This window comes from Streptomyces sp. ICC1, from assembly GCF_003287935.1.
Lineage (GTDB): Bacteria > Actinomycetota > Actinomycetes > Streptomycetales > Streptomycetaceae > Streptomyces > Streptomyces tritrimontium.
On the sequence record NZ_CP030287.1, the window covers coordinates 5,716,083 to 5,734,611 of the forward strand.

Genomic DNA, 18,529 nt, shown 5'->3' on the forward strand with positions numbered 1-18,529 from the left:
ACCGTGATCCGTACGGCCGACCTCGACTCCCTTCCCGTCCGGGAAGCCGTGCCCGCGCTCGTCTCGGCGCTGGACGCCCACGGCACCGCCGTGCTGTGCGCCCCGCCCGGGACCGGCAAGACCACGCTGGTGCCGCTGGTGCTGGCGGGCCTGACGGGGGGCGGGCCGCGCCGCCGGGTCGTGGTCGCCGAACCCCGCCGGATCGCCGCCCGCGCCGGGGCCCGCCGGATGGCCTGGCTGCTCGGCGAGCCGGTCGGCGCCTCCGTCGGCTTCACCGTGCGCGGCGAGCGGGTCGTCGGCCCCGGGACCGTGGTCGAGGTCGTCACCACCGGGGTCCTGCTCCAGCGGCTCCAGCGGGACCAGGAGCTGTCCGGCACCGACCTGGTGATCCTGGACGAGTGCCACGAGCGGCACCTGGACGCCGACACGGTCGCCGCGTTCCTCCTGGACGTACGGGCGACCCTGCGCCCGGAGCTGCGGCTGGTGGCGGCCTCGGCGACCACCGACGCGGCCGGCTGGGCCCGCGTCCTCGGCGGCGGCGGCCCGGGCGGCGCCCCGGTCGTGGAGGCCGCGGGCGTCTCGTACCCGGTGGAGACCGTGTGGGCCCCGCCGGCCCGCCCGGTCCGGCCTCCGCACGGGATGCGCGTGGACCCGGCGCAGCTCATCCACGTGGCCTCGGTGGTCCGGCGGGCGCTGGCGGAACGTTCCGGCGACGTCCTGTGCTTCCTCCCCGGCGTCGGCGAGATCGCCCGGGTCGCCGGGCAGCTCGGCGCGGTGGGCGCGGAGGTCCTGCAGATACACGGCCGCGCCCCGGCCGCCGTCCAGGACGCCGTGCTGTCTGCGGCACCCCACCGCCGGGTCATCCTCTCCACCGCCGTCGCGGAATCCAGCCTGACCGTCCCCGGGGTACGGATCGTCGTGGACTCCGGGCTGGCGCGCGAACCCCGGGTCGACCACGCGCGGGGCCTGGGCGCGCTGGCGACCGTACGGGCGTCCCGCGCGGCCGGCCGGCAGCGCGCGGGCCGGGCCGGGCGCGAGGCACCGGGCACGGTGTACCGCTGCTGGGCCGAAGCCGAGGACGGGCGGCTGCCCGCCTACCCCTCCCCCGAGATCCGGATCGCGGACCTGGCGCAGTTCGCCCTCCAGGCCGCCTGCTGGGGCGACCCCGACGCGACCGGCCTGGCCCTGCTCGACCCACCGCCGGCCGGAGCGATGGCGGCGGCGCGGGAGGTCCTGCTCGCGGTGGGCGCCGTGACCCCCGCGGGGCAGCCGACACCCCGGGGCGCACGGAGGGCCCGCCTCGGCCTGCACCCGCGCCTGGCCCGGGCCCTGCTCGACGGCTCCGCCGCGCTGGGGCCCCGGCGGGCGGCGGAGCTGGTGGCGCTGCTGAGCGAGGAGCCGCCCCGGGAGTACGGGGACGACCTGGCCGCCGCCTGGCGCCGGGCCCGCGCGGGCGGCGACCCGTACGCGGGCCGCTGGCGCACGGAGGCCAAGCGCCTGGAGCGCGCGGCGAGCGACCGGAACCCCGCGGGGCTTTCCGCCGCCCCGCCCCTTCCCGATACCGGGGCCGCACCCCGGACCCCCGCGAGCGGCGCCGCGCCCGATGACTCCGCCGCCGGGCTCGTCGCCGCGCTCGCGTTCCCCGAGCGGGTCGCCAGGGCCAAGGGCGAGGGGGCCTTCCTCATGGCCTCCGGGACGGCCGCCGAGCTCGGCGACGGGTCAGCGCTGCGCAGCGCGCCCTGGCTGGCGGTCGCCGTGGCCGACAGGCCCCCGCACTCCGCGTCCGCCCGCGTCCGGCTCGCCGCCCTCGTCGACGAGGACACCGCGCGCACGGCCGCCGGCCACCTGCTGCGCTCCGGCGAGGAGGTGCACTGGGAGGACGGGGACCTCGTCGCCCGCTCCGTGCGAAGGCTCGGCGCGATCGAGCTGGCCGCCCGGCCCCTGCGCGACCCCGACCGGGCCCTCGTGCGGGCCGCCCTCCTCGACGGGCTGCGCACCGAGGGGCTCGGGCTGCTGCGCTGGACCCAGGACGCGCAAGGGCTCCGGGCCCGGCTCGGCTTCCTGCACCGCACGCTCGGCGCGCCCTGGCCCGACGTGGCCGACGACCGGGAACTGCTGGACCGCGCCGACGACTGGCTCGAGCCCGAGCTGTCGCGGGCCCGCCGCCGCGCCGACCTGGCGCGGATCGACGCCGGGCAGGCGCTGAACCGGCTGCTGCCGTGGGCCACCGGCGAGGCCTCCCGGCTCGACGCGCTGGCTCCGGAGCGGATCGAGGTGCCCAGCGGCTCGCGGATCCGCGTCGACTACGCCGCCGAGCACGGGCAGCCCGTACTCGCCGTCAAGCTCCAGGAGCTGTTCGGGCTGGCCGAGACCCCCCGGGTCGCGGGGGTTCCCGTACTCGTCCACCTGCTGTCGCCCGCCGGACGGCCCGCCGCCGTCACCGCCGACCTCGCGTCCTTCTGGCGGGGCGGCTACCTCGCCGTCCGGGCCGAGCTGCGCGGCCGCTACCCCAAGCACCCGTGGCCGCAGGACCCGGCGACCGCCGAGCCCACCCGGCACACCACCGCCCGGCTCAAGCGGTGAACGGCCCGTCGTCCTCGCGGGGGCGCCGGGCGCGCGCCTCCAGCCACAGCGCGAACCCGAAGAGGACGAGCCCGCCGGCCGCGAGGCCGATCGGCGCGTAGGTGTGCAGCGCCAGCACCTTGGTCCGGTTCGCCTTGACCAGGTCGACGGTGTACTCGCTGTAGTCCTCGCGCATCTTCACGTGCCCGGCGAAGACGGTGAGCTTGCCGTCGGGCCCGCCGGAGGCGATGCCGCCCCGCATCTCCTGCTTGATCTCCTGCTCGGCGTTGACGGGCGCGCCCGTCACCGGGTCGACCCAGAACATCGCCTTGGTCGAGTACCAGAGGCTGGTGCCCGTGGTCTGCTCGAAGGTGGCCGGGTCGATGCCCTCGATCGGCATCTTCTTCGGCAGCGAGACCTTCGTCCAGGGGATGGTCTGCTCGTAGTAGTAGACGTCCATGCCCTTGAACTTGCGCGGGCCGACGTAGTGGATGGGCGAGGAGCTGCGGGTCTGCTGGTCGAAGTAGAGGTAGTCGCGCGGCTCGGTGAAGAACGGCCACTTGAACTCGATGCCCTCGCGCTTGACCGGGTCCCCGTCGACCGCCTCGCCGGTGGCGTGCACCGGGTCCTGGGTGTGGGCGTCGAAGATGTAGCGCTCGGGGATCTGGGAGACCATCTTCCCGTCGGGGCCCATGATGTAGGTGAGCGTGTCCCAGACGACCACGTCCTTGCCGGCGCTCGCCTCGATCTCCTTGGACGCCTCGACGTTGCCCTTCAGGGTCTGGACGATGGTGACCTTGTCGACCTTCTTCGGCTCCATGCCGGTGGTGTAGTCGAGGAGGGTCGCGTCCTTCGCCTCCAGGACCACCTCCTGGTACTGGTTGGGCGGGATCTTCGCGAGCCTGGGGTACGCGTACCAGCGCAGCAGTGGTGCGAGAGCTGCGCAGAACACGGCCAGGGCCAGCAGGACGAGACTTGCTCTGCGTCGCACGGCCGGTCCCTCCTCTACTTTCCGGGCGCGGCGGGCGCGGTGGTGAGCAGGGGCTTCGGTGAGGTCTTGCCTTCCGGCGCCCCCATCGCCGTGATGGCGAGGACGAGGAGCACCGCGAGGACGAGACCGCTGGCGGCGGCGACGATTGCGCGCATGCCGGGCCTCCGGAATCTGATTGGTCGTCAGGGCGGTGGGCACCGTAGCAATGCGGGTGACAGATGAGAACCGTTTGCGCCACTGATCACGCGGTGGCGCCTCCGCGGAGGGTCAGGGGGCCGGGGTCGCGGCGGACGGGGACGCCGTGGGACGGGTCGAGCACGACGGCTCCCGCGGCGATCAGGCTGAGACCGCTGAGCCGAACCAGGCGCGGGGCCCAGGCACGGCCGGGCGGTCCGCGCAGGGCCCGGCGCAGGCCGGTGGCCCCGATGGCGGCCAGGGCCCCGGCGAGCACGAAGTTGGGGATCTGGAGCCAGCCGAGCGAGCCGTTGCTCAGCGCGCTGAGCGGGTGGCGGGTGATGTCGTAACCCTGGCGGGTGGCGGCCTGGGTCAGGGACACGACCACCCACAGGGCGCCTGATGCGAGGGGGCCGTGGTCCGGGGGCCGGGGCGGACCCGCGAGACTGGTCCGCATGACAGACCGCACCGCCCGCTCCGCCGAAGCCGCCGGAGCCCCCGCGACCGCCCCGGGACCCGACCGGACCGTCCTCCTGCGCCGCGGAGAGGTCCACAGCCCCGCCGACCCCTTCGCCACGGCGATGGTCGTCGAGCGGGGCCACATCGCCTGGGTCGGCTCCGAGGGCGCGGCCGACGCCTTCGCCCAGGGCGTCGACGAGGTCGTCGACCTCGACGGCGCGCTGGTCACGCCCGCCTTCACCGACGCCCACGTGCACACCACCTCCGCCGGCCTCGCCCTGACCGGGCTGGACCTGTCCGCGGCCGCCTCGCTCCCCGAAGCACTCGCGCACGTGCGCGCGTACGCGGACAGCCGCCCGGCCGACCGGGTGCTCCTCGGCCACGGCTGGGACGCCTCGCGCTGGCCGGAGCGGCGCGCCCCCCTGCGGCGCGAGCTCGACGAGGCCGCCGGCGGCCGGCCGCTCTACCTCAGCCGCATCGACGCCCACTCCGCCGTGGTCACCACCGCCCTGCTGCGGCTCGTACCCGGCGTCGAGGCGGCCGCCGACGAGCCGCTGACCCGCGACGCCCACCACGCGGTGCGCCGGGCCGCGCTCGACGCGCTGACCCCGGCCCAGCGCGCCGAGGCCCAGCGGGCCGCCCTCGACCGGGCCGCCTCCCTCGGGATCGGCTCCGTCCACGAGTGCGGCGGCCCCGAGATCTCCTCCCCGGAGGACTTCACCGCCCTCCTGGAACTGGCGCGCACGCACCCCGGCCCCCGCGTCTTCGGCTATTGGGCCGACCGGGACCTCGACCGGGTCAGGGAGCTCGGCGCCGTCGGGGCCGCCGGAGACCTCTTCGTCGACGGCGCCCTCGGCTCGCACACCGCCTGCCTGCACGCCCCGTACGCCGACGCCGGCCACACCGGCACCGAGTACCTCGACGCGCGCGCCGTCGCCGAGCACGTCGCCGCCTGCACCGAGGCGGGCCTCCAGGCCGGCTTCCACGCCATCGGCGACGCCGCGATCACCGCCGTCGTCGAGGGCGTGCGGGCCGCTGCCGACAAGGTCGGCCTCGACCGCGTCCGCGCCGCCCGCCACCGCGTCGAACACGCCGAGATGATGACCCCGGCCGCCATCGCGGCCTTCGCGGAGCTCGGCCTCACCGCCTCCGTGCAGCCCGCCTTCGACGCGCTGTGGGGCGGTGAGGAGGGCATGTACGCCGACCGGCTCGGCGCCGGGCGCGCCCGCACCCTGAACCCGTACGCGGCCATGCTCAAGGCCGGCGTCCCGCTCGCCTTCGGCTCCGACGCGCCCGTCACCCCGCTCGACCCCTGGGGCGCCGTCCGCGCGGCCGCCTTCCACCGCACGCCCGCCCACCGCATCTCCGTACGGGCCGCCTTCGCCGCCCACACCCGCGGCGGCTGGCGGGCCCTGGGCCGCGACGACGCGGGCACCCTCGTCCCCGGCGCCCCGGCCGACTACGCGCTCTGGCAGACCGCCGAGCTGGTGGTCCAGGCCCCCGACGACCGGGTCGCCCGCTGGTCCACGGACCCGCGCTCCGGCACCCCCGGGCTGCCGGACCTGACCCCCGGCGCGGACCTCCCGGTCTGCCTGGCCACGGTCGTCGGCGGCCGGGAGGTATTCGTACGGCCACAGGGGTGATCCGGGGGGCCGTGGTTCGGTGGGGGCGGCCGGACCCGGATAGGTTCGGCCGGGTCCACCACCGGACGTCCGATCCGGACGGAGCCGTTCGCTCAGCCGCGCCCGCGCCTCGGGGGCGAGGGAAGGTTTCGCCGGACGGGTGTCCCCCCTGCTCCGAAGGAGCTTGGGGGAGGGTGGCCTCAGATCGGGGCCCCGCGGTCCAGTAGACAACGGTCAGGCGGCCCGCAGCCAGCGGGAGCCGGTCCGGCCCGAAGGACCGCGGGCCCCGATCGCTGTTCTAAAATCATCCTCTGCGACACGACGTACAGGATGTACGAGAACGCAAAAGGGGAATCAGTGAGCGACGGCGGACAGCGAAGCTACGGACCGCTCGGCACGGCCTTGGTGATCATTCCGACCTACAACGAGGCGGAGAACATCGGGCTGATCGTCGGCCGCGTCCGCGCGGCTGTGCCCGAGGCCCACATCTTGGTCGCGGACGACAACAGCCCGGACGGCACCGGAAAGCTCGCCGACGAGCTGGCGGCCTCCGACGAGCAGGTGCACGTCCTGCACCGCAAGGGCAAGGAAGGGCTCGGAGCCGCCTACCTGGCCGGCTTCGGCTGGGGCCTGGAGAACGGCTACGGCGTCATCGTGGAGATGGACGCCGACGGATCCCACCAGCCCGAGGAACTGCCCCGGCTGCTCACCGCACTGGAGGGCGCCGACCTGGTGCTGGGCTCCCGGTGGGTGCCGGGCGGTCGGGTGGTCAACTGGCCCAAGAGCCGGGAGTTCCTCTCCCGCGGCGGGTCCACGTACTCCCGGCTGATGCTCGGCGTCCCGATCCGCGACGTCACCGGCGGCTACCGCGCCTTCCGCCGCGAGACCCTCGAAGGCCTGGGCCTCGCGGACGTGGCCTCCGCGGGCTACTGCTTCCAGGTCGACCTGGCCCGCCGGGCCGTCCGCAAGGGCTTCCGCGTGGTCGAGGTGCCCATCACCTTCGTCGAGCGCGAGTTCGGCGACAGCAAGATGAGCAAGGACATCGTGGTGGAGGCCCTGTGGAGGGTCACCCAGTGGGGCATCAAGGAGCACGCGGACAAGCTGACCGGCAAGGTCTTCGGCAAGTAGCGCCGGGCGCGGCCGGCCGTCCCCTAGGGGATGTCCGGTACCTCCGACTGAGGATGCTTTTACGCCGGCCCAGGCACACTGGTGGTATGACGACCGGAGTTCCGACCTCTACGGCCCCCCGGCGGCGTTCGCCCGCCCGTACGATGCTTCCCCTGGCCATCGCGGCCTGGCTGATCCTGGAGATCTGGCTGCTCAGCCTGGTCGGCGGGGCGGTCGGCGGCGGGGCCGTCGCCCTGCTGATCGCGGGCGGCCTGGTGCTGGGCGCCGTGGTCATCAAGCGGGCCGGGCGGCGCGCCTTCAAGAACCTCACGGAGACCTTCCAGCAGGCCCAGGCGGGCCGGCAGCCCGCCGCGCAGCGGCCCGGCACGGGCAACGGCCTGACCATGCTGGCCGGCCTGCTCCTGATGATGCCGGGGCTGCTCTCCGACGCCGCGGGCCTGATCCTCCTGCTCCCGCCCGTCCGGGCCTGGGCGGGCCGCCGGGCCGCCCGCACCCTGGAGCGCAAGATGGCCTCCGCGCCCGCGGGCACCTTCGGTGACGCCTTCCAGCAGGCCCGCATCCACCACCCCGACGGCAAGGTCGTCCAGGGCGAGGTCATCCGCGAGGACCGGTCGGCCGGGGACTCCGGCTCCGGCCCGGAGGCCGGTTACCGCCCGCCGCTCACCCCCTGACCCGCAGACCTGACCCGCAGACCTGACTCGAAAACCTGGCCCGAAAACCTGACCTGAAAAGCCGAGGGCCCCCGCCACACACTGTGTGGCGGGGGCCCTCGGCTTCGGTGCTGTCGTGCAGTCTTGCCGTGGTGCTGTGCTGTCGTCCGGCTGTCAGGCGGACTTGCGGCTGTCCCGCGGATGCACGGCAATGTTCATGGCGCCGGAGCGAAGGACCGCGAGCCTCTCGGCCAGCACTTCCTCCAGCTCCTCGCGGGTGCGCCGCTCCATGAGCATGTCCCAGTGCGTTCGCGCAGGCTTGCCCTTCTTCTCTTCGGGCCCGTCCCCGTCAACCAGGAGTGCCATGGCGCCGCACGCCTTGCACTCCCACTCCGGCGGAATGTCTGCCTCAACCGAGAACGGCATCTCAAATCGATGTCCGTTCTGGCATGCGTACTCCACCGCCTGGCGCGGGGCCAGATCGATGCCGCGGTCCGTCTCGTAGCTGGTAACCACGAGCCGCGTACCGCGGAGAGCTCGCTCACTCATGAATCGTGCCTCCCGGGCTTGTCGCCCACAGGACAGGTGTCGCTGTCGTCGTCATCCGGTCAACGTCCGGTCGGCGGTATAGATTCCCGCTCCGGGTCATGCGTCGCCCGTCGTGCCGCCCCTTGTTGTACCCACCGGTGCCCGTTTTGTCACATCTGGCAGCAGATGTCACCCAACGTCTTCACTTCATCAGCACGCAGTAACGGTCCGCCTGGCAGGCCAAAGGCGTACACTACCGGCCCTTCGCTTGAACGTCGAAATCTGTTCCGAATTCGCGTCCAGGACCTCTGTGAGATCCACCCGGATCCACCCGGATCCGGGCGGATCGCCGCGCGGATCCGCTCAGATCCGCTCGGGTACAGGATTGCCCGCCGCCTCCACCGCGCGCCGCACCGGCACTCTGGCGAGCAGCACGAAACCCAGTGCGAAGAAGACCACCAACGAGATGATCGCGTCCCGGTAGCTCCCCGTGACCTGGTAAGTGAGCCCGAAGACCAGCGGCCCCACCCAGCTCAGCCCGCGGTCGCTCATCTCGTACGCCGAGAAGTACTCGGCCTCCTTGCCCGCCGGGACCAGGTGCGAGAACAGCGAGCGCGACAGCGCCTGGCTGCCGCCCAGCACCAGCCCGATCATCGCGGCGAGCGCGAAGAACCACACGGGCGTCCGGGCCGGCAGGAAGTACCCCGCGCCCAGCGTCACCCCCCAGGCGGCCAGAGATCCGAGAATCGTCCGCTTGGCCCCATAGCGCACGGCCAGCCGGCCCATCCCCAGCGCACCGGCCACCGCGAGGACCTGTACGAGCAGGATCGCCCCGATGAGGGTGGACTGCTCCAGCTCCAGCTCCTCCGACCCGTAGATGGAGGCCTGGGAGATCACCGTCTGCACGCCGTCGTTGTAGATCAGGTACGCCAGCAGGAACGACAGGGTCAGCGGATAGCGCCGCATGTCCTTCAGCGTGGCGACGAGCTGCTTCCACCCGCTGACGGCCGGGGCCGCGCCCGGCTCCCGGACCACGGCGCGGTCCCGCAGCCGGCGCAGCGGGATCAGCGCGAAGGCCCCCCACCACAGGCCGGCGGAGGCCAGGCAGATCCGGATCGCCATGCCCTCGGTGAGCCCGAAGGAATCGTGGCCCATGTAGAGCACCAGGTTCATCACGAGCATCAGCGAGCCCGAGGTGTATCCGAACGCCCAGCCGCGCGAGGAGACCGTGTCGCGCTCGTCCGGCGTGGAGATCTGCGGCAGGTAGGCGTTGTACAGCACCATCGAGACCGACAGTGAGGCGTTCGCGACGATCAGCAGCAGCCCGCCCAGCAGGTAGCGCTCGCCGTCCAGGAAGAACATGCCGGCCGTCGCCGCGGCCCCGGTGTAGGCGGCCACGGCCAGCAGCGGCTTCTTGCGGCCCGTCCGGTCGGCGACCGCCCCCGCCAGCGGCATGAGCAGCACGGCCAGGATCACCGAGGCGGACACCACGTAGGCGAAGAAGGAGCCGGCCCGCACCGGGATGCCCAGCGGGTGCACGAAGCCCTCGGCGTCGGCCGCGGCCTTGGCGATCGAGGTGAGGTACGGCCCGAGGAACACGGTGAGCACGCTCGCGGAGTACACGGACACCGCGAAGTCGTAGAAGTACCAGCCGCGCTGCTCGCGCTTGCGCGCGGCCGCCGCCACCGCTGCGGCGGCCGCGGCTCTGCCGTCCTCGGAACCCGGTTCCGCTTCGTCCGTCGTCTGCGCGCTCATGGCGGCCCCCTCGCTGTTCCCCGTAACGCCCCGGCCCCCGCGGCCGGCGCGGGGCGGCGGGCAGTGTCAGGCCCAGGCCCCGCGCCGGTCCAGCACCGCGCGCAAGATGTCGATCCGGTCGGTCATGATGCCATCGACTCCCAGGTCGAGGAGAGCCTCCATGCGTTCCGGTTCGTTCACGGTCCACACGTGCACCTGCAGGCCCCGCGCGTGGGCGGCCCGCACGAAGCGCCGGTCCACCACCCTGACGCCCGCCTGGGTCTCGGGAACCTGCGCCGCCACCGCGCCCGCGCGCAGGGCCGCCGGGACCGCGAACGAGCGCAGCCGCAGCCCGAGCACCCCGCGGACCCCGTAGGAGGTCGCCAGCCGGGGGCCCGCGATCCGCTGGGCGCGGGCCACCCGGCTCTCCGAGAAGGAGCCCACGCACACCCGGTCCCAGGCCCCGGCCCGCGCGATCAGGTTGACCAGCGGGTGCAGGGCCGACTCGTCCTTGAGGTCCACGTTCCACCGCTTGTCCGGGAACTCCTCCAGCAGGTCCTCGAAGAGCGCCAGCGGCTCGGTCCCGCCCACCCGGGCCTCGCGGATCCGGCTCCACGGCTGCTCCCGGATGCGGCCCCGCCCGTCGGTGACCCGGTCCAGGGTCGCGTCGTGGAAGGCGACCAGCTTCCCGTCGGCGCTGGCGTGCACATCGGTCTCGAAGTACCGGTACCCGGCGTCGGCGGCCCGCCGGAACGCGGCGGCGGTGTTCTCCAGCCCGTCCGCGGCCCCGCCGCGGTGCGCGAAGGCGATCGGAGCCGGGTGGTCGAGATAGGGATGGGGAAGGCGTACGTGCGTCACCGCGGCAGTATGCCCGCTGTTCCCCCCGGGGCGGGAGCGCACCGGTGGCCGCGCGATGAACGCCACATCCCCGCGCCCGCCCCCCGCCGGGGGCCCGGGCGGGGGCCCCTGGCCCGCCCGGCGCGCGCCGTGCCACCCTGTAACCGCAGAACGATCCAATACCGGCGCCCGGCGGGCCGGCAGGGGCCAATTCAACGAAGGTGGACCGCAAGCATGGCGCAGTGGACCTCGGCAGTGGGTGCCGCACAGCTCGGCAGGCTCATCACCTCCCAGCAGGGGCGGCCCGCCGTGCCCGGCGCGCGCAAGCTGCCCGCGTACCGCACGCTCGCCGACGGCATCCGGCTGCTGGTCCTCGAGGGCCGCGTCCCCGTCGCCGCGCGGCTCCCCGCCGAGCGGGAGCTGGCCGTCGCGCTCTCCGTCAGCCGCACCACCGTCGCCGCGGCCTACGAGGCCCTGCGCGGGGAGGGGTTCCTGGAGTCCCGCCGGGGCGCCGGCAGCTGGACCTCCGTACCCGCCGGCAACCCGATGCCGGCCCGCGGCCTGGAGCCCCTGCCCCCCGAGTCCCTGGGTTCGATGATCGACCTCGGCTGCGCCGCCCTCCCGGCCCCGGAACCCTGGCTCACCAAGGCGGTCCAGGGCGCCCTCGAGGAGCTCCCGCCGTACGCGCACACCCACGGGGACTACCCGGCCGGGCTGCCCGCCCTGCGCCGGATGCTCGCCGACCGCTACACCGAGCGCGGCATCCCCACCATGCCCGAGCAGATCATGGTCACCACCGGGGCGATGGGCGCCATCGACGCCATCTGCAGCCTCTTCGCCGGGCGTGGCGAGCGGATCGCCGTCGAGTCCCCTTCCTACGCCAACATCCTCCAGCTGATGCGCGCCGCCGGGGTCCGCCTGGTCCCGGTGGCCATGGGGGAGGGGCTGACCGGCTGGGACATGGACGTCTGGCGCCAGGTGCTGCGCGACTCCGCCCCCCGCCTCGCCTACGTCGTGGCCGACTTCCACAACCCGACCGGGGCGCTCGCCTCCGACGAGCAGCGCCGCGCGATGGTGGAGGCGGCCCGCTCCGCGGGCACGGTGCTCGTCGCCGACGAGACCATGATCGAGCTCCAGCTCGATCCGGCGATGGAGATGCCGCGCCCGGTCTGCTCCTTCGACCCGGGGGGCTCCACCGTCATCACCGTCGGCTCCGCCAGCAAGGCCTTCTGGGCGGGCATGCGCATCGGCTGGGTCCGCGCCGCGCCCGACGTCATCCGCAGCCTCGTCGCCGCCCGCGCCTACGCCGACCTGGGCACGCCCGTGCTGGAACAGCTCGCGGTGAACTGGCTGATGCGCACCGGCGGCTGGGCCCAGGCCGTGGAGATCCGCCGCGACCAGGCCCGCGAGAACCGCGACGCGCTGGTGTCGGCGGTGCGCCGGCAGCTGCCGGACTGGGAGTTCCGGGTCCCGCTGGGCGGCCTGACCCTGTGGGCCCGCGCGGGCGGGCTGTCCGGCTCCCGGCTGGCCGAGGTGGGCGAGCGGGTCGGCGTACGGGTCCCCTCGGGTCCCCGGTTCGGCGTCGACGGCGCCTTCGAGGGGTACGTCCGGCTCCCCTTCACGGTCGGCGGCCCGGTGGCGGAGGAAGCGGCGGCCCGGCTGGCCGCCGCCGCCCGCCTGGTCGGAACCGGCGCGGGCGGCGGCGGCGCGGAGCCGCCGCGCACTTTCGTGGCGTAGGCGGGAACGGGCAGGCTCCGTACGCCCAGTGCCGTGGCCGGGGCGCCGTGCCCTACGGGGCGTCCGCCGGTACCTCGGGGACGTCCGAGGCGTCGTGGGCGCCGCCCGAGGGGCCCTGGGCCTGGGCCGGCGGCTGGACGATGTGCAGCGGCTTGGCCGGCGTGACGCGGTCCGGGGCGGGCGCGGGCGCCGGCTGCCGCTCGGGCAGCAGCTCCACCACCGCCTGCCGGTGCGCCGGATGGGCGGCGTCGTCGTACGGGTCCGGTGTGGCGGGCACCTGCAGCCGGTGCACGGGACCGGTGCCGAGCCGGGCGTAGCCGCGCCCCGGCGGCAGCTGGGCCGTCGGCGTGGTGTGCGGCGGCAGCCCCAGCACGTCGGCGATCTGCTGGATCGCGGCGGATCCGAGCACCACCCTGGCCCTGGTGTGCTGCCAGACGGAGTCGTGCAGCAGCTCGAGGTGGTCGAACTGTTCGGCCACCACCACGGTGGTGTGGGCGGCGCGTCCGTGCCGCAGCGGCACCTGGAGCTGGGCGAGCGGATCGGGGCCGCCCTCGGCGGTGGCCAGGTGGGCCAGCACGCTGGGCCGGTCGAGCAGGATCCACAGCGGGCGCCGGGTGTCCTCGGGGGCCGGCCGGCCCGCCTCGCGGGCGTGGTGGGCGGCGATCAGCCGCCGTTCCGTCTCGCGCGCGGCCCACTCCAGCGTGGCCAGTGCCCCGGCCGGACCGCATTCCACGGCGAGGACGCCGGCGCGGCCGGAGAGGCAGGAGTACTCGCCGCTGCCGCCGCCCTCCACGATCAGCACGTCGCCGCCGTGGCGCAGGGCCTGCAGGGCGATCGAGCGCAGCAGGGTGGACGTTCCGCTGCCGGGCTGGCCGACGGCCAGCAGGTGGGGCTCGGTGGAGCGGGAGCCGGTGCGCCAGATGACCGGCGGCATGTCGCGGGGCTCGCCGCCCTCCAGGACGGGCAGGGTGCGCTGCACGCTGCCGGGGTCGGTGAAACCGAGCACGGTCTCACCGGGCGAGGTCACGAAGGGCTGGGCGGCGATACCTGTCGGCAGCGCCGCCAGCACACTCAGGTCGAGCTGGTTGCCCTCCTCGTCCCAGTCGAAGAGATACTCCCGTCCGCGCCCGGACTTGGCGTGCAGCAGTGCCTCGATCCGGGCCCTCGACGCGGCCTCGCCATCGGTGAAGTAGGCCGGGTAGCGGATGTGGAGCCGGGTGACGCGGCCCGCCTCGTCGAACTCGTAGCCGCTGAAGGCCTTGTCCCAGTCCCCGCCGTGGGCGAAGAGCGGACTCGGATCCTCCGGGATGCTGAAGTACGGCACGAGGGCTTCGTAGAGGGAGCCGAGGCGTTCGGTCTCGGCATCGCTGGGCCCGGTCTTCACCGGGGTGCGGTCGCGTCCCTGCCAGGCCGCCGCCGCCATGAGGGTGACCAGGGCGGTGAGGGGGCCGTAGGGGACGAGCGCGACCACGAGGACGCAGGCGGCTCCCAGGAACAGCGCGGGACCACGCTTGTCCTTGGGGGTGTCGCACCACTTGCGCCGCCCGGCCGAGGCCAGGATGCGCAAGCCCCGTCCGATGGTGAGGAGCGGATGGAGGACGTCCGTGGCGCTGTCGGCGGCCGTGCGAGCGAGGTCGCGGCCCCGGTTCAGCGACACGGTGCCGCTGCTGAGGATGCGGGGAAGTGGGCGCCGGGCCACGGGCGTCTCCTGGAGTTGTCGGGTGCTTCGGGTGGGTGCCGGCGGGGGGCGCTAGAGCTTGATCCCGCCGAGGAGGCTCGCGAGGCTCGCCGTGCTCGCCGTGATGCTGGGGGCGATGGCGGAGCCGGCGAGGAAGAAGCCGAAGAGCGCGCACACGAACGCGTGCGTCAGCTTCATGCCGTCCTTCTTGAAGAAGAGGAAGCAGATGATGCCGAGCAGTACGACACCTGAGATGGACAGGACCATGAGTGGTTCTCCTGGTGGGTGGGGACAGTCACCATCAGTTCTTCCAGGCTCACAGGAAGTATCAATGCGACAAAAGGTGCATACGGGTGAATCCAGGAGTTTTTCACTTGACCGGCCCAGCCCGGCTGGCGTGCCGGGTGCGGTGGGGGCAGGGCGTCGCAGGGTGATCATTGCCTCGGCCCGCCCCGCTCATGTGCAGGTCCGGGCGCTACGCTGGCGATTCACCCGTACGGACGCAGTGCCGTGCGCACCCTGCCCCTGCCCGTGAAAGGCGGTACGACCGATGAGTGAGCACGTCGAGGACAGCTCCCAGGGCTCGGACGTTCCCGACGAGGACGTCATCGAGCTGGCCACCAAGATCTTCGACCTCGCCCGTCAGGGTGACACCGAGACCCTCGCCGCCTACCTCGACGCGGGCGCTCCGGCGAACCTCACCAACGACCGCGGCGACACCCTCGTCATGCTCGCCGCCTACCACGGCCACGCCGACGCCGTCACGGCCCTGCTGGCCCGCGGCGCCGAGGCCGACCGCGCCAACGACCGCGGCCAGACCCCGCTCGCCGGAGCGGTCTTCAAGGGCGAGGAGGCCGTCATCCGCGCGCTGCTCGCCGGCGGCGCCGACCCGAACGCCGGAACGCCCTCCGCCGTGGACACGGCGCGGATGTTCGCCAAGGCCGATCTGCTGGAACTTTTCGGAGCCAAGTAGTCCGCTTTTGGCGGTCCCGGCTCGGTCGTTGGCCGGTCCAGACCTCACGGGTTGGTCACGGCGGCCTTAAATGTGGTCGCGGCGCACAAACCGCCTGGGTCATCATGGCGTCGGATTCGATTCGCGGACTTGGCGGACGGGCAGGAGCGGGCAGGACACAACGGGTGTCCGACCCCCGCCCTTGCCGGGGGACCGCCGCCCTGGACGCGGAGCACCGACGAGAGTGAGAAGGCCATGGTCTACATCGAGCGGAACCTGACGGCGGACGTCCTCACATGCTGTTACGCGGCCCTGTGAATTCCGATTCCCGGTTGCGTCCCCAGCTTGATTTGAGGCCATTCCCATGTTCGAACCAGTCATAGCGCCCAGCGGCACCCTGCTCGGGCTCCTCCAGCGGGGTCGCGGCGACGGCACGCTGCACGCACTCGCGGCGCCCAGGGCCGAGGCCCTCGCGGCGCTCAACCAGTGCGTCGCCGGCGATCCGCGCCAGGACTGGCAGGTCGAGAACCGCTCCCTGTACTACGCCAGGCTCTACCTGGACCTCGACGGCCCCCTGGGCGAGATCGAGAGCCACCTCTTCGGCGTCGACGACCTCGTCGACGAGGACGACCACCGCACCGGCCTCGCCCTGTCCGTCCTCGGACACCTGGCCTCGTACGGTCGTGACGACGCGCTCATGCTGCTGCGCCGCTACGCCGCCACGGGCGCCAACTGGGCCTGGGCCCTCGACGAGCTCGCCCTGCGCGACGACGACGAGGGACTGCGCTCCCTGGCCGACCCCGTCCTGGCCCGCTTCCCCGACACCACCGAGGGCGGGGCGCGGCTGGCCGCCGCCGTCCGCGACGCCTATGAGCCCAGGCCCTGGTGCCTGTGGGAAGAAGCCCCCGGAGCCCCCGCATACGCCGCGCGGTTGCGCGCCGCCCGCCAGCAGGGCTCCTTCGACCGCTGGCAGCGCCAGCTCACCCCGCGCGGCCCCCAGCCCGGCTGGGGCGTCCAGGCCGTCTTCGACTGGGCCGCCGACGGACTGCGCCGCGGCACCCCGCTGCACGTGCCCGCCGCCCGCTGCCTCGCCGCCGTGGCCACCCCCGAGGACCGCTCCGCGATCCTCGCGGCCGCCGCCGGAGCGAGCGGCGAGGCCGCCCGGGCCACCGCACTGCACCACCTGGTCCTCGCCGAGCCGGAGAACCCGGCCGTACTGGACCTCATCGAAGCCGCCGGGGACGAGCCGGCCGTGGCCGCCTACGAGCGCATGTGCGGCCCCGGCGCCGTCGAGCGGGCCCGGCGCTGGGTCCACCGCCCCGACGCCCTGGGAACGGCCGCGGCGACCCTGCTGGCCGCCCGCGGCGGAGCCGAGGACGCAGGCCTGGTCCTGGGCGCCCTGCGCGAGACGGTCCGCGGCGTCGGCCCCGACTCGGTGCCGCTCTTCGCCCTGGTCGACGGAGCGGGACGGCTCGCCATCGGCTGCGCGGCCCCGGTGCTGCGCCACGTCTACCGCGAGACGTCCTCCTCCCACCTGCGCGGCCGGGCCGCCCGGGCCCTGGCGGCCACGGACCCCTCCTTCGCGGCGGGCTTCGCGGTGGAATGCCTCTGGGACTGCGAGGAGACCACCCGCGAGGTGGCCGCCCGCCACGCGGAGACCGCCGACGCCCGCGTCGCCCCCCGCCTGCGCCGCCTGGCGGCGGACCCGGCGGAGGAAGAGGACGTCCAGTCGGCGGTGCGCAGCCGGATCGCCCCGGAGTCCACGGTCTGAGCTCCGGGCGGCTCCCGCCCGGAAACACGGCGCGCCCCCGGTCCGTTCCCGGACCGGGGGCGCGCCGTGCCGGCGGTGGGGCGCCGGTGGCCCGGCCTCCCGTGGTGGGCCCCGCACCCGTTTCCTCCCCGGTGTGCGGGGCCCCGGCGGCCCCGTTCACCCGTACTGGGCACCGGGCGCCCGGAACGTTTCATCGGCCCCCTCCCGCGGGTGCTCACCGGCTCCGGACGAACCGGACGGGCACCCCCGGCCCCGCCTGGGCCGCCGCGTCGAGGGCCGGCCCCGGCGCCACGACACCGACGACCGGATAGCCCCCGGTGACCGGGTGGTCGGCCAGGAAGACCACCGGCAGGCCGTCCGGAGGGACCTGGACCGCGCCGAGCACCATCCCCTCGCTCGGCAGCTCCCCGGACCGGGCCCGGACCAGCGGCGGCCCCTCCGTGCGCAGGCCGATGCGGTTCGAGGCCGCCGAGACGCGGTACGGCGCGCGCAGCAGCAGCCCCGCCACCGATTCCCGTTCGAACCAGTCGGCCCTCGGCCCCAGGCGCAGCGGAAGAACCAGCTCCGAAGGCGGGCCCGGCGCCGCCGAAGCGTCCACCCCGGCCACCGGGTCCGGGCCGGGGGCTCCCACCGCCAGCAGCGCCCCCGCCGACAGGACGGGCGGGCCCAGGCCCGACAAGAGGTCCGTCGAGCGGCTGCCCAGGACCGGCTCCACCGCGAACCCCCCTCGCACCGCGACGTAGCTGCGCACTCCCGACCGGGCCCGGCCCACCTCCAGCTCCGCCCCGGCGCGCAGCAGGACCGGGGCTCCCCAGGCCGCCGCGCGCCCGCAGACCCGTACCCCGCAGGGCGCTCCGGTGACCGCCACGACCAGCGGCCCGCCCAGGGCGCGCAGAGCCACCCCGTCCAGGGTCGTCTCCAGGGCGGCCGCGCCCGGCGGGTTGCCCAGCAGCCGATTCGCCAGCGCGTGCGCCCCCGAGTCGAGCGCCCCCGACCGCGGGACGCCGAGGTGCGCGTAGCCGGGCCGGCCCAGGTCCTGGACGGTGGTCAGCGCGCCCGCCCGTACGACCTCCAGGGCCCTCACGCCGCCACCACCCGTGCGAACCGCACCCGTACCCCGGGCACGAAGAGCGCGGCCGGCTCGCGGGAGGGGTCCCACAGCACCGCGTCGGTGGACCCGATCAGCTGCCAGCCGCCGGGGGAGGAGCGCGGGTAGACCCCCGCGTACTCGCCGGCCAGCGCCAGCGAGCCCGCCGGGACCGCCGTACGGGGCGTCGCGCGCCGGGGCAGCCGCAGCCGCTCGGGCAGGCCCGTGAGATAGCCGAAGCCCGGCGCGAACCCGCAGAACGCGACGCGGAAGACGATCCCGCCGACGATGTCCGGGACCTCCTCGGGGCGCACGCCCCACAGCCCGGCCACCTCCGCCAGGTCCGGCCCGTCGTAGCGCACCGGGACCGTCACCGGCGGCGGCCCCTCGGCCGCCGCGAGCGGGGCGGGCTCCCAGCGGGCGATCCGGGCGGCGAGCGCGCGCGGCTCCCGTACGCCGTCCAGCAGGACGGTGCGGGCGGCGGGCACGATGTCCCGTACGCCGCCCAGCTCACCCGCGTCCCGCCGGCGCAGCAGCTCCGCGTGGAGCGCGGCCGCCTCCTCGGCGGAGTCCACCTCCAGCAGCAGGGCCTCGACCCCCACCGGCAGGACCCGCACCG

17 protein-coding genes are annotated in these 18,529 nt (G+C 74.7%); 7 read left to right on the top strand and 10 right to left on the bottom strand.

Annotated elements, in window-relative coordinates; all coding sequences use genetic code 11:
* The first annotated feature begins 3 nt into the window (after nt 1–3).
* Entirely contained in the window at nt 4–2,583 is a 2,580-nt protein-coding gene (gene hrpB / locus DRB96_RS26855; RefSeq protein ID WP_112450777.1) for an ATP-dependent helicase HrpB, read from the top strand.
* Here the strand turns inward: hrpB and DRB96_RS26860 are convergent.
* The 3 genes from DRB96_RS26860 to DRB96_RS26870 all read right to left on the bottom strand — a co-directional run bounded on the left by DRB96_RS26860 (nt 2,573) and on the right by DRB96_RS26870 (nt 4,184).
* Complete coding sequence (locus tag DRB96_RS26860; protein WP_112450778.1) at nt 2,573–3,553, bottom strand: DUF3068 domain-containing protein; 981 nt, start codon at nt 3,551–3,553, stop codon at nt 2,573–2,575. The genes hrpB and DRB96_RS26860 overlap by 11 nt on opposite strands.
* 14 nt (nt 3,554–3,567) lie before the next feature.
* A complete protein-coding gene (locus tag DRB96_RS26865) occupies nt 3,568–3,708 on the bottom strand; it encodes an SPW_0924 family protein (RefSeq protein WP_112450779.1) in 141 nt (46 codons plus the stop codon).
* An 86-nt stretch (nt 3,709–3,794) separates the two neighbouring features.
* Nucleotides 3,795–4,184, bottom strand: coding sequence for a DUF998 domain-containing protein (locus DRB96_RS26870; protein ID WP_112450780.1), 390 nt, complete (start codon nt 4,182–4,184; stop codon nt 3,795–3,797).
* Between DRB96_RS26870 and DRB96_RS26875 the strand changes: the two genes are divergently transcribed.
* The 3 genes from DRB96_RS26875 (at nt 4,183) to fxsA (ending at nt 7,607) form a co-directional block, all read left to right on the top strand.
* Entirely contained in the window at nt 4,183–5,829 is a 1,647-nt protein-coding gene (locus tag DRB96_RS26875; protein WP_112450781.1) for an amidohydrolase, read from the top strand. The two genes, DRB96_RS26870 and DRB96_RS26875, sit on opposite strands and share 2 nt — an antisense overlap.
* 309 nt (nt 5,830–6,138) lie before the next feature.
* The gene (locus DRB96_RS26880; protein WP_112450782.1) at nt 6,139–6,936 is read left to right on the top strand and encodes a polyprenol monophosphomannose synthase; all 798 of its coding nucleotides are present in this window, start codon (nt 6,139–6,141) and stop codon (nt 6,934–6,936) included.
* Nucleotides 6,937–7,022: 86 nt separating this feature from the next.
* Entirely contained in the window at nt 7,023–7,607 is a 585-nt protein-coding gene (gene fxsA / locus DRB96_RS26885) for an FxsA family membrane protein (protein WP_112450783.1), read from the top strand.
* 153 nt (nt 7,608–7,760) lie between these two features.
* On the opposite strand, the gene DRB96_RS26890 is transcribed toward fxsA, so the two are convergent.
* The 3 genes from DRB96_RS26890 to DRB96_RS26900 all read right to left on the bottom strand — a co-directional run bounded on the left by DRB96_RS26890 (nt 7,761) and on the right by DRB96_RS26900 (nt 10,706).
* The gene (locus DRB96_RS26890; RefSeq protein WP_031146696.1) at nt 7,761–8,135 is read right to left on the bottom strand and encodes an RNA polymerase-binding protein RbpA; all 375 of its coding nucleotides are present in this window, start codon (nt 8,133–8,135) and stop codon (nt 7,761–7,763) included.
* Between the two features lie 342 nt (nt 8,136–8,477).
* Nucleotides 8,478–9,869 (bottom strand): MFS transporter, encoded by a 1,392-nt coding sequence (locus DRB96_RS26895; RefSeq protein ID WP_112450784.1) that lies wholly within the window; start codon nt 9,867–9,869, stop codon nt 8,478–8,480.
* A gap of 66 nt (nt 9,870–9,935) precedes the next feature.
* The gene (locus tag DRB96_RS26900; RefSeq protein ID WP_112450785.1) at nt 9,936–10,706 is read right to left on the bottom strand and encodes a glycerophosphodiester phosphodiesterase; all 771 of its coding nucleotides are present in this window, start codon (nt 10,704–10,706) and stop codon (nt 9,936–9,938) included.
* A gap of 213 nt (nt 10,707–10,919) precedes the next feature.
* On the opposite strand from DRB96_RS26900, the gene DRB96_RS26905 reads away from it, so the two are divergent.
* The gene (locus DRB96_RS26905) at nt 10,920–12,422 is read left to right on the top strand and encodes a PLP-dependent aminotransferase family protein (protein WP_112450786.1); all 1,503 of its coding nucleotides are present in this window, start codon (nt 10,920–10,922) and stop codon (nt 12,420–12,422) included.
* A 52-nt stretch (nt 12,423–12,474) separates the two neighbouring features.
* On the opposite strand, the gene DRB96_RS26910 is transcribed toward DRB96_RS26905, so the two are convergent.
* Both DRB96_RS26910 and DRB96_RS26915 read right to left on the bottom strand, forming a co-directional pair.
* A complete protein-coding gene (locus tag DRB96_RS26910; protein WP_112450787.1) occupies nt 12,475–14,121 on the bottom strand; it encodes a hypothetical protein in 1,647 nt (548 codons plus the stop codon).
* A gap of 51 nt (nt 14,122–14,172) precedes the next feature.
* A complete protein-coding gene (locus tag DRB96_RS26915; protein ID WP_007262923.1) occupies nt 14,173–14,367 on the bottom strand; it encodes a hypothetical protein in 195 nt (64 codons plus the stop codon).
* Nucleotides 14,368–14,650: 283 nt separating this feature from the next.
* Between DRB96_RS26915 and DRB96_RS26920 the strand changes: the two genes are divergently transcribed.
* The gene (locus DRB96_RS26920) at nt 14,651–15,073 is read left to right on the top strand and encodes an ankyrin repeat domain-containing protein (protein WP_112450788.1); all 423 of its coding nucleotides are present in this window, start codon (nt 14,651–14,653) and stop codon (nt 15,071–15,073) included.
* 343 nt (nt 15,074–15,416) lie between these two features.
* Nucleotides 15,417–16,823, top strand: a complete 1,407-nt coding sequence (locus tag DRB96_RS26925; RefSeq protein WP_112450789.1) for a HEAT repeat domain-containing protein — start codon at nt 15,417–15,419, stop codon at nt 16,821–16,823.
* Nucleotides 16,824–17,037: 214 nt separating this feature from the next.
* Here DRB96_RS26925 and DRB96_RS26930 read toward each other — a convergent pair whose 3' ends face one another.
* Nucleotides 17,038–17,907: a biotin-dependent carboxyltransferase family protein gene (locus tag DRB96_RS26930; RefSeq protein WP_112450790.1), complete on the bottom strand. Its 870-nt coding sequence runs from the start codon at nt 17,905–17,907 to the stop codon at nt 17,038–17,040.
* Nucleotides 17,904–18,527 (bottom strand): allophanate hydrolase subunit 1, encoded by a 624-nt coding sequence (locus DRB96_RS26935; RefSeq protein ID WP_112453732.1) that lies wholly within the window; start codon nt 18,525–18,527, stop codon nt 17,904–17,906. Before DRB96_RS26935 ends, DRB96_RS26930 begins: the two co-directional genes overlap by 4 nt.
* Nucleotides 18,528–18,529: the final 2 nt, after the last annotated feature.

Coding starts and splice junctions, on each gene's coding strand:
- DRB96_RS26880 (WP_112450782.1), top strand. CDS start 6,139: ATGTACGAGAACGCAAAAGGGGAATCAGTGAGCGACGGCGGACAGCGA.
- DRB96_RS26870 (WP_112450780.1), bottom strand. CDS start 4,184: ATGCGGACCAGTCTCGCGGGTCCGCCCCGGCCCCCGGACCACGGCCCC.
- DRB96_RS26895 (WP_112450784.1), bottom strand. CDS start 9,869: ATGAGCGCGCAGACGACGGACGAAGCGGAACCGGGTTCCGAGGACGGC.
- DRB96_RS26890 (WP_031146696.1), bottom strand. CDS start 8,135: ATGAGTGAGCGAGCTCTCCGCGGTACGCGGCTCGTGGTTACCAGCTAC.
- DRB96_RS26920 (WP_112450788.1), top strand. CDS start 14,651: ATGAGTGAGCACGTCGAGGACAGCTCCCAGGGCTCGGACGTTCCCGAC.
- DRB96_RS26865 (WP_112450779.1), bottom strand. CDS start 3,708: ATGCGCGCAATCGTCGCCGCCGCCAGCGGTCTCGTCCTCGCGGTGCTC.
- DRB96_RS26925 (WP_112450789.1), top strand. CDS start 15,417: ATGTTCGAACCAGTCATAGCGCCCAGCGGCACCCTGCTCGGGCTCCTC.
- fxsA (WP_112450783.1), top strand. CDS start 7,023: ATGACGACCGGAGTTCCGACCTCTACGGCCCCCCGGCGGCGTTCGCCC.
- DRB96_RS26915 (WP_007262923.1), bottom strand. CDS start 14,367: ATGGTCCTGTCCATCTCAGGTGTCGTACTGCTCGGCATCATCTGCTTC.
- DRB96_RS26905 (WP_112450786.1), top strand. CDS start 10,920: ATGGCGCAGTGGACCTCGGCAGTGGGTGCCGCACAGCTCGGCAGGCTC.
- DRB96_RS26875 (WP_112450781.1), top strand. CDS start 4,183: ATGACAGACCGCACCGCCCGCTCCGCCGAAGCCGCCGGAGCCCCCGCG.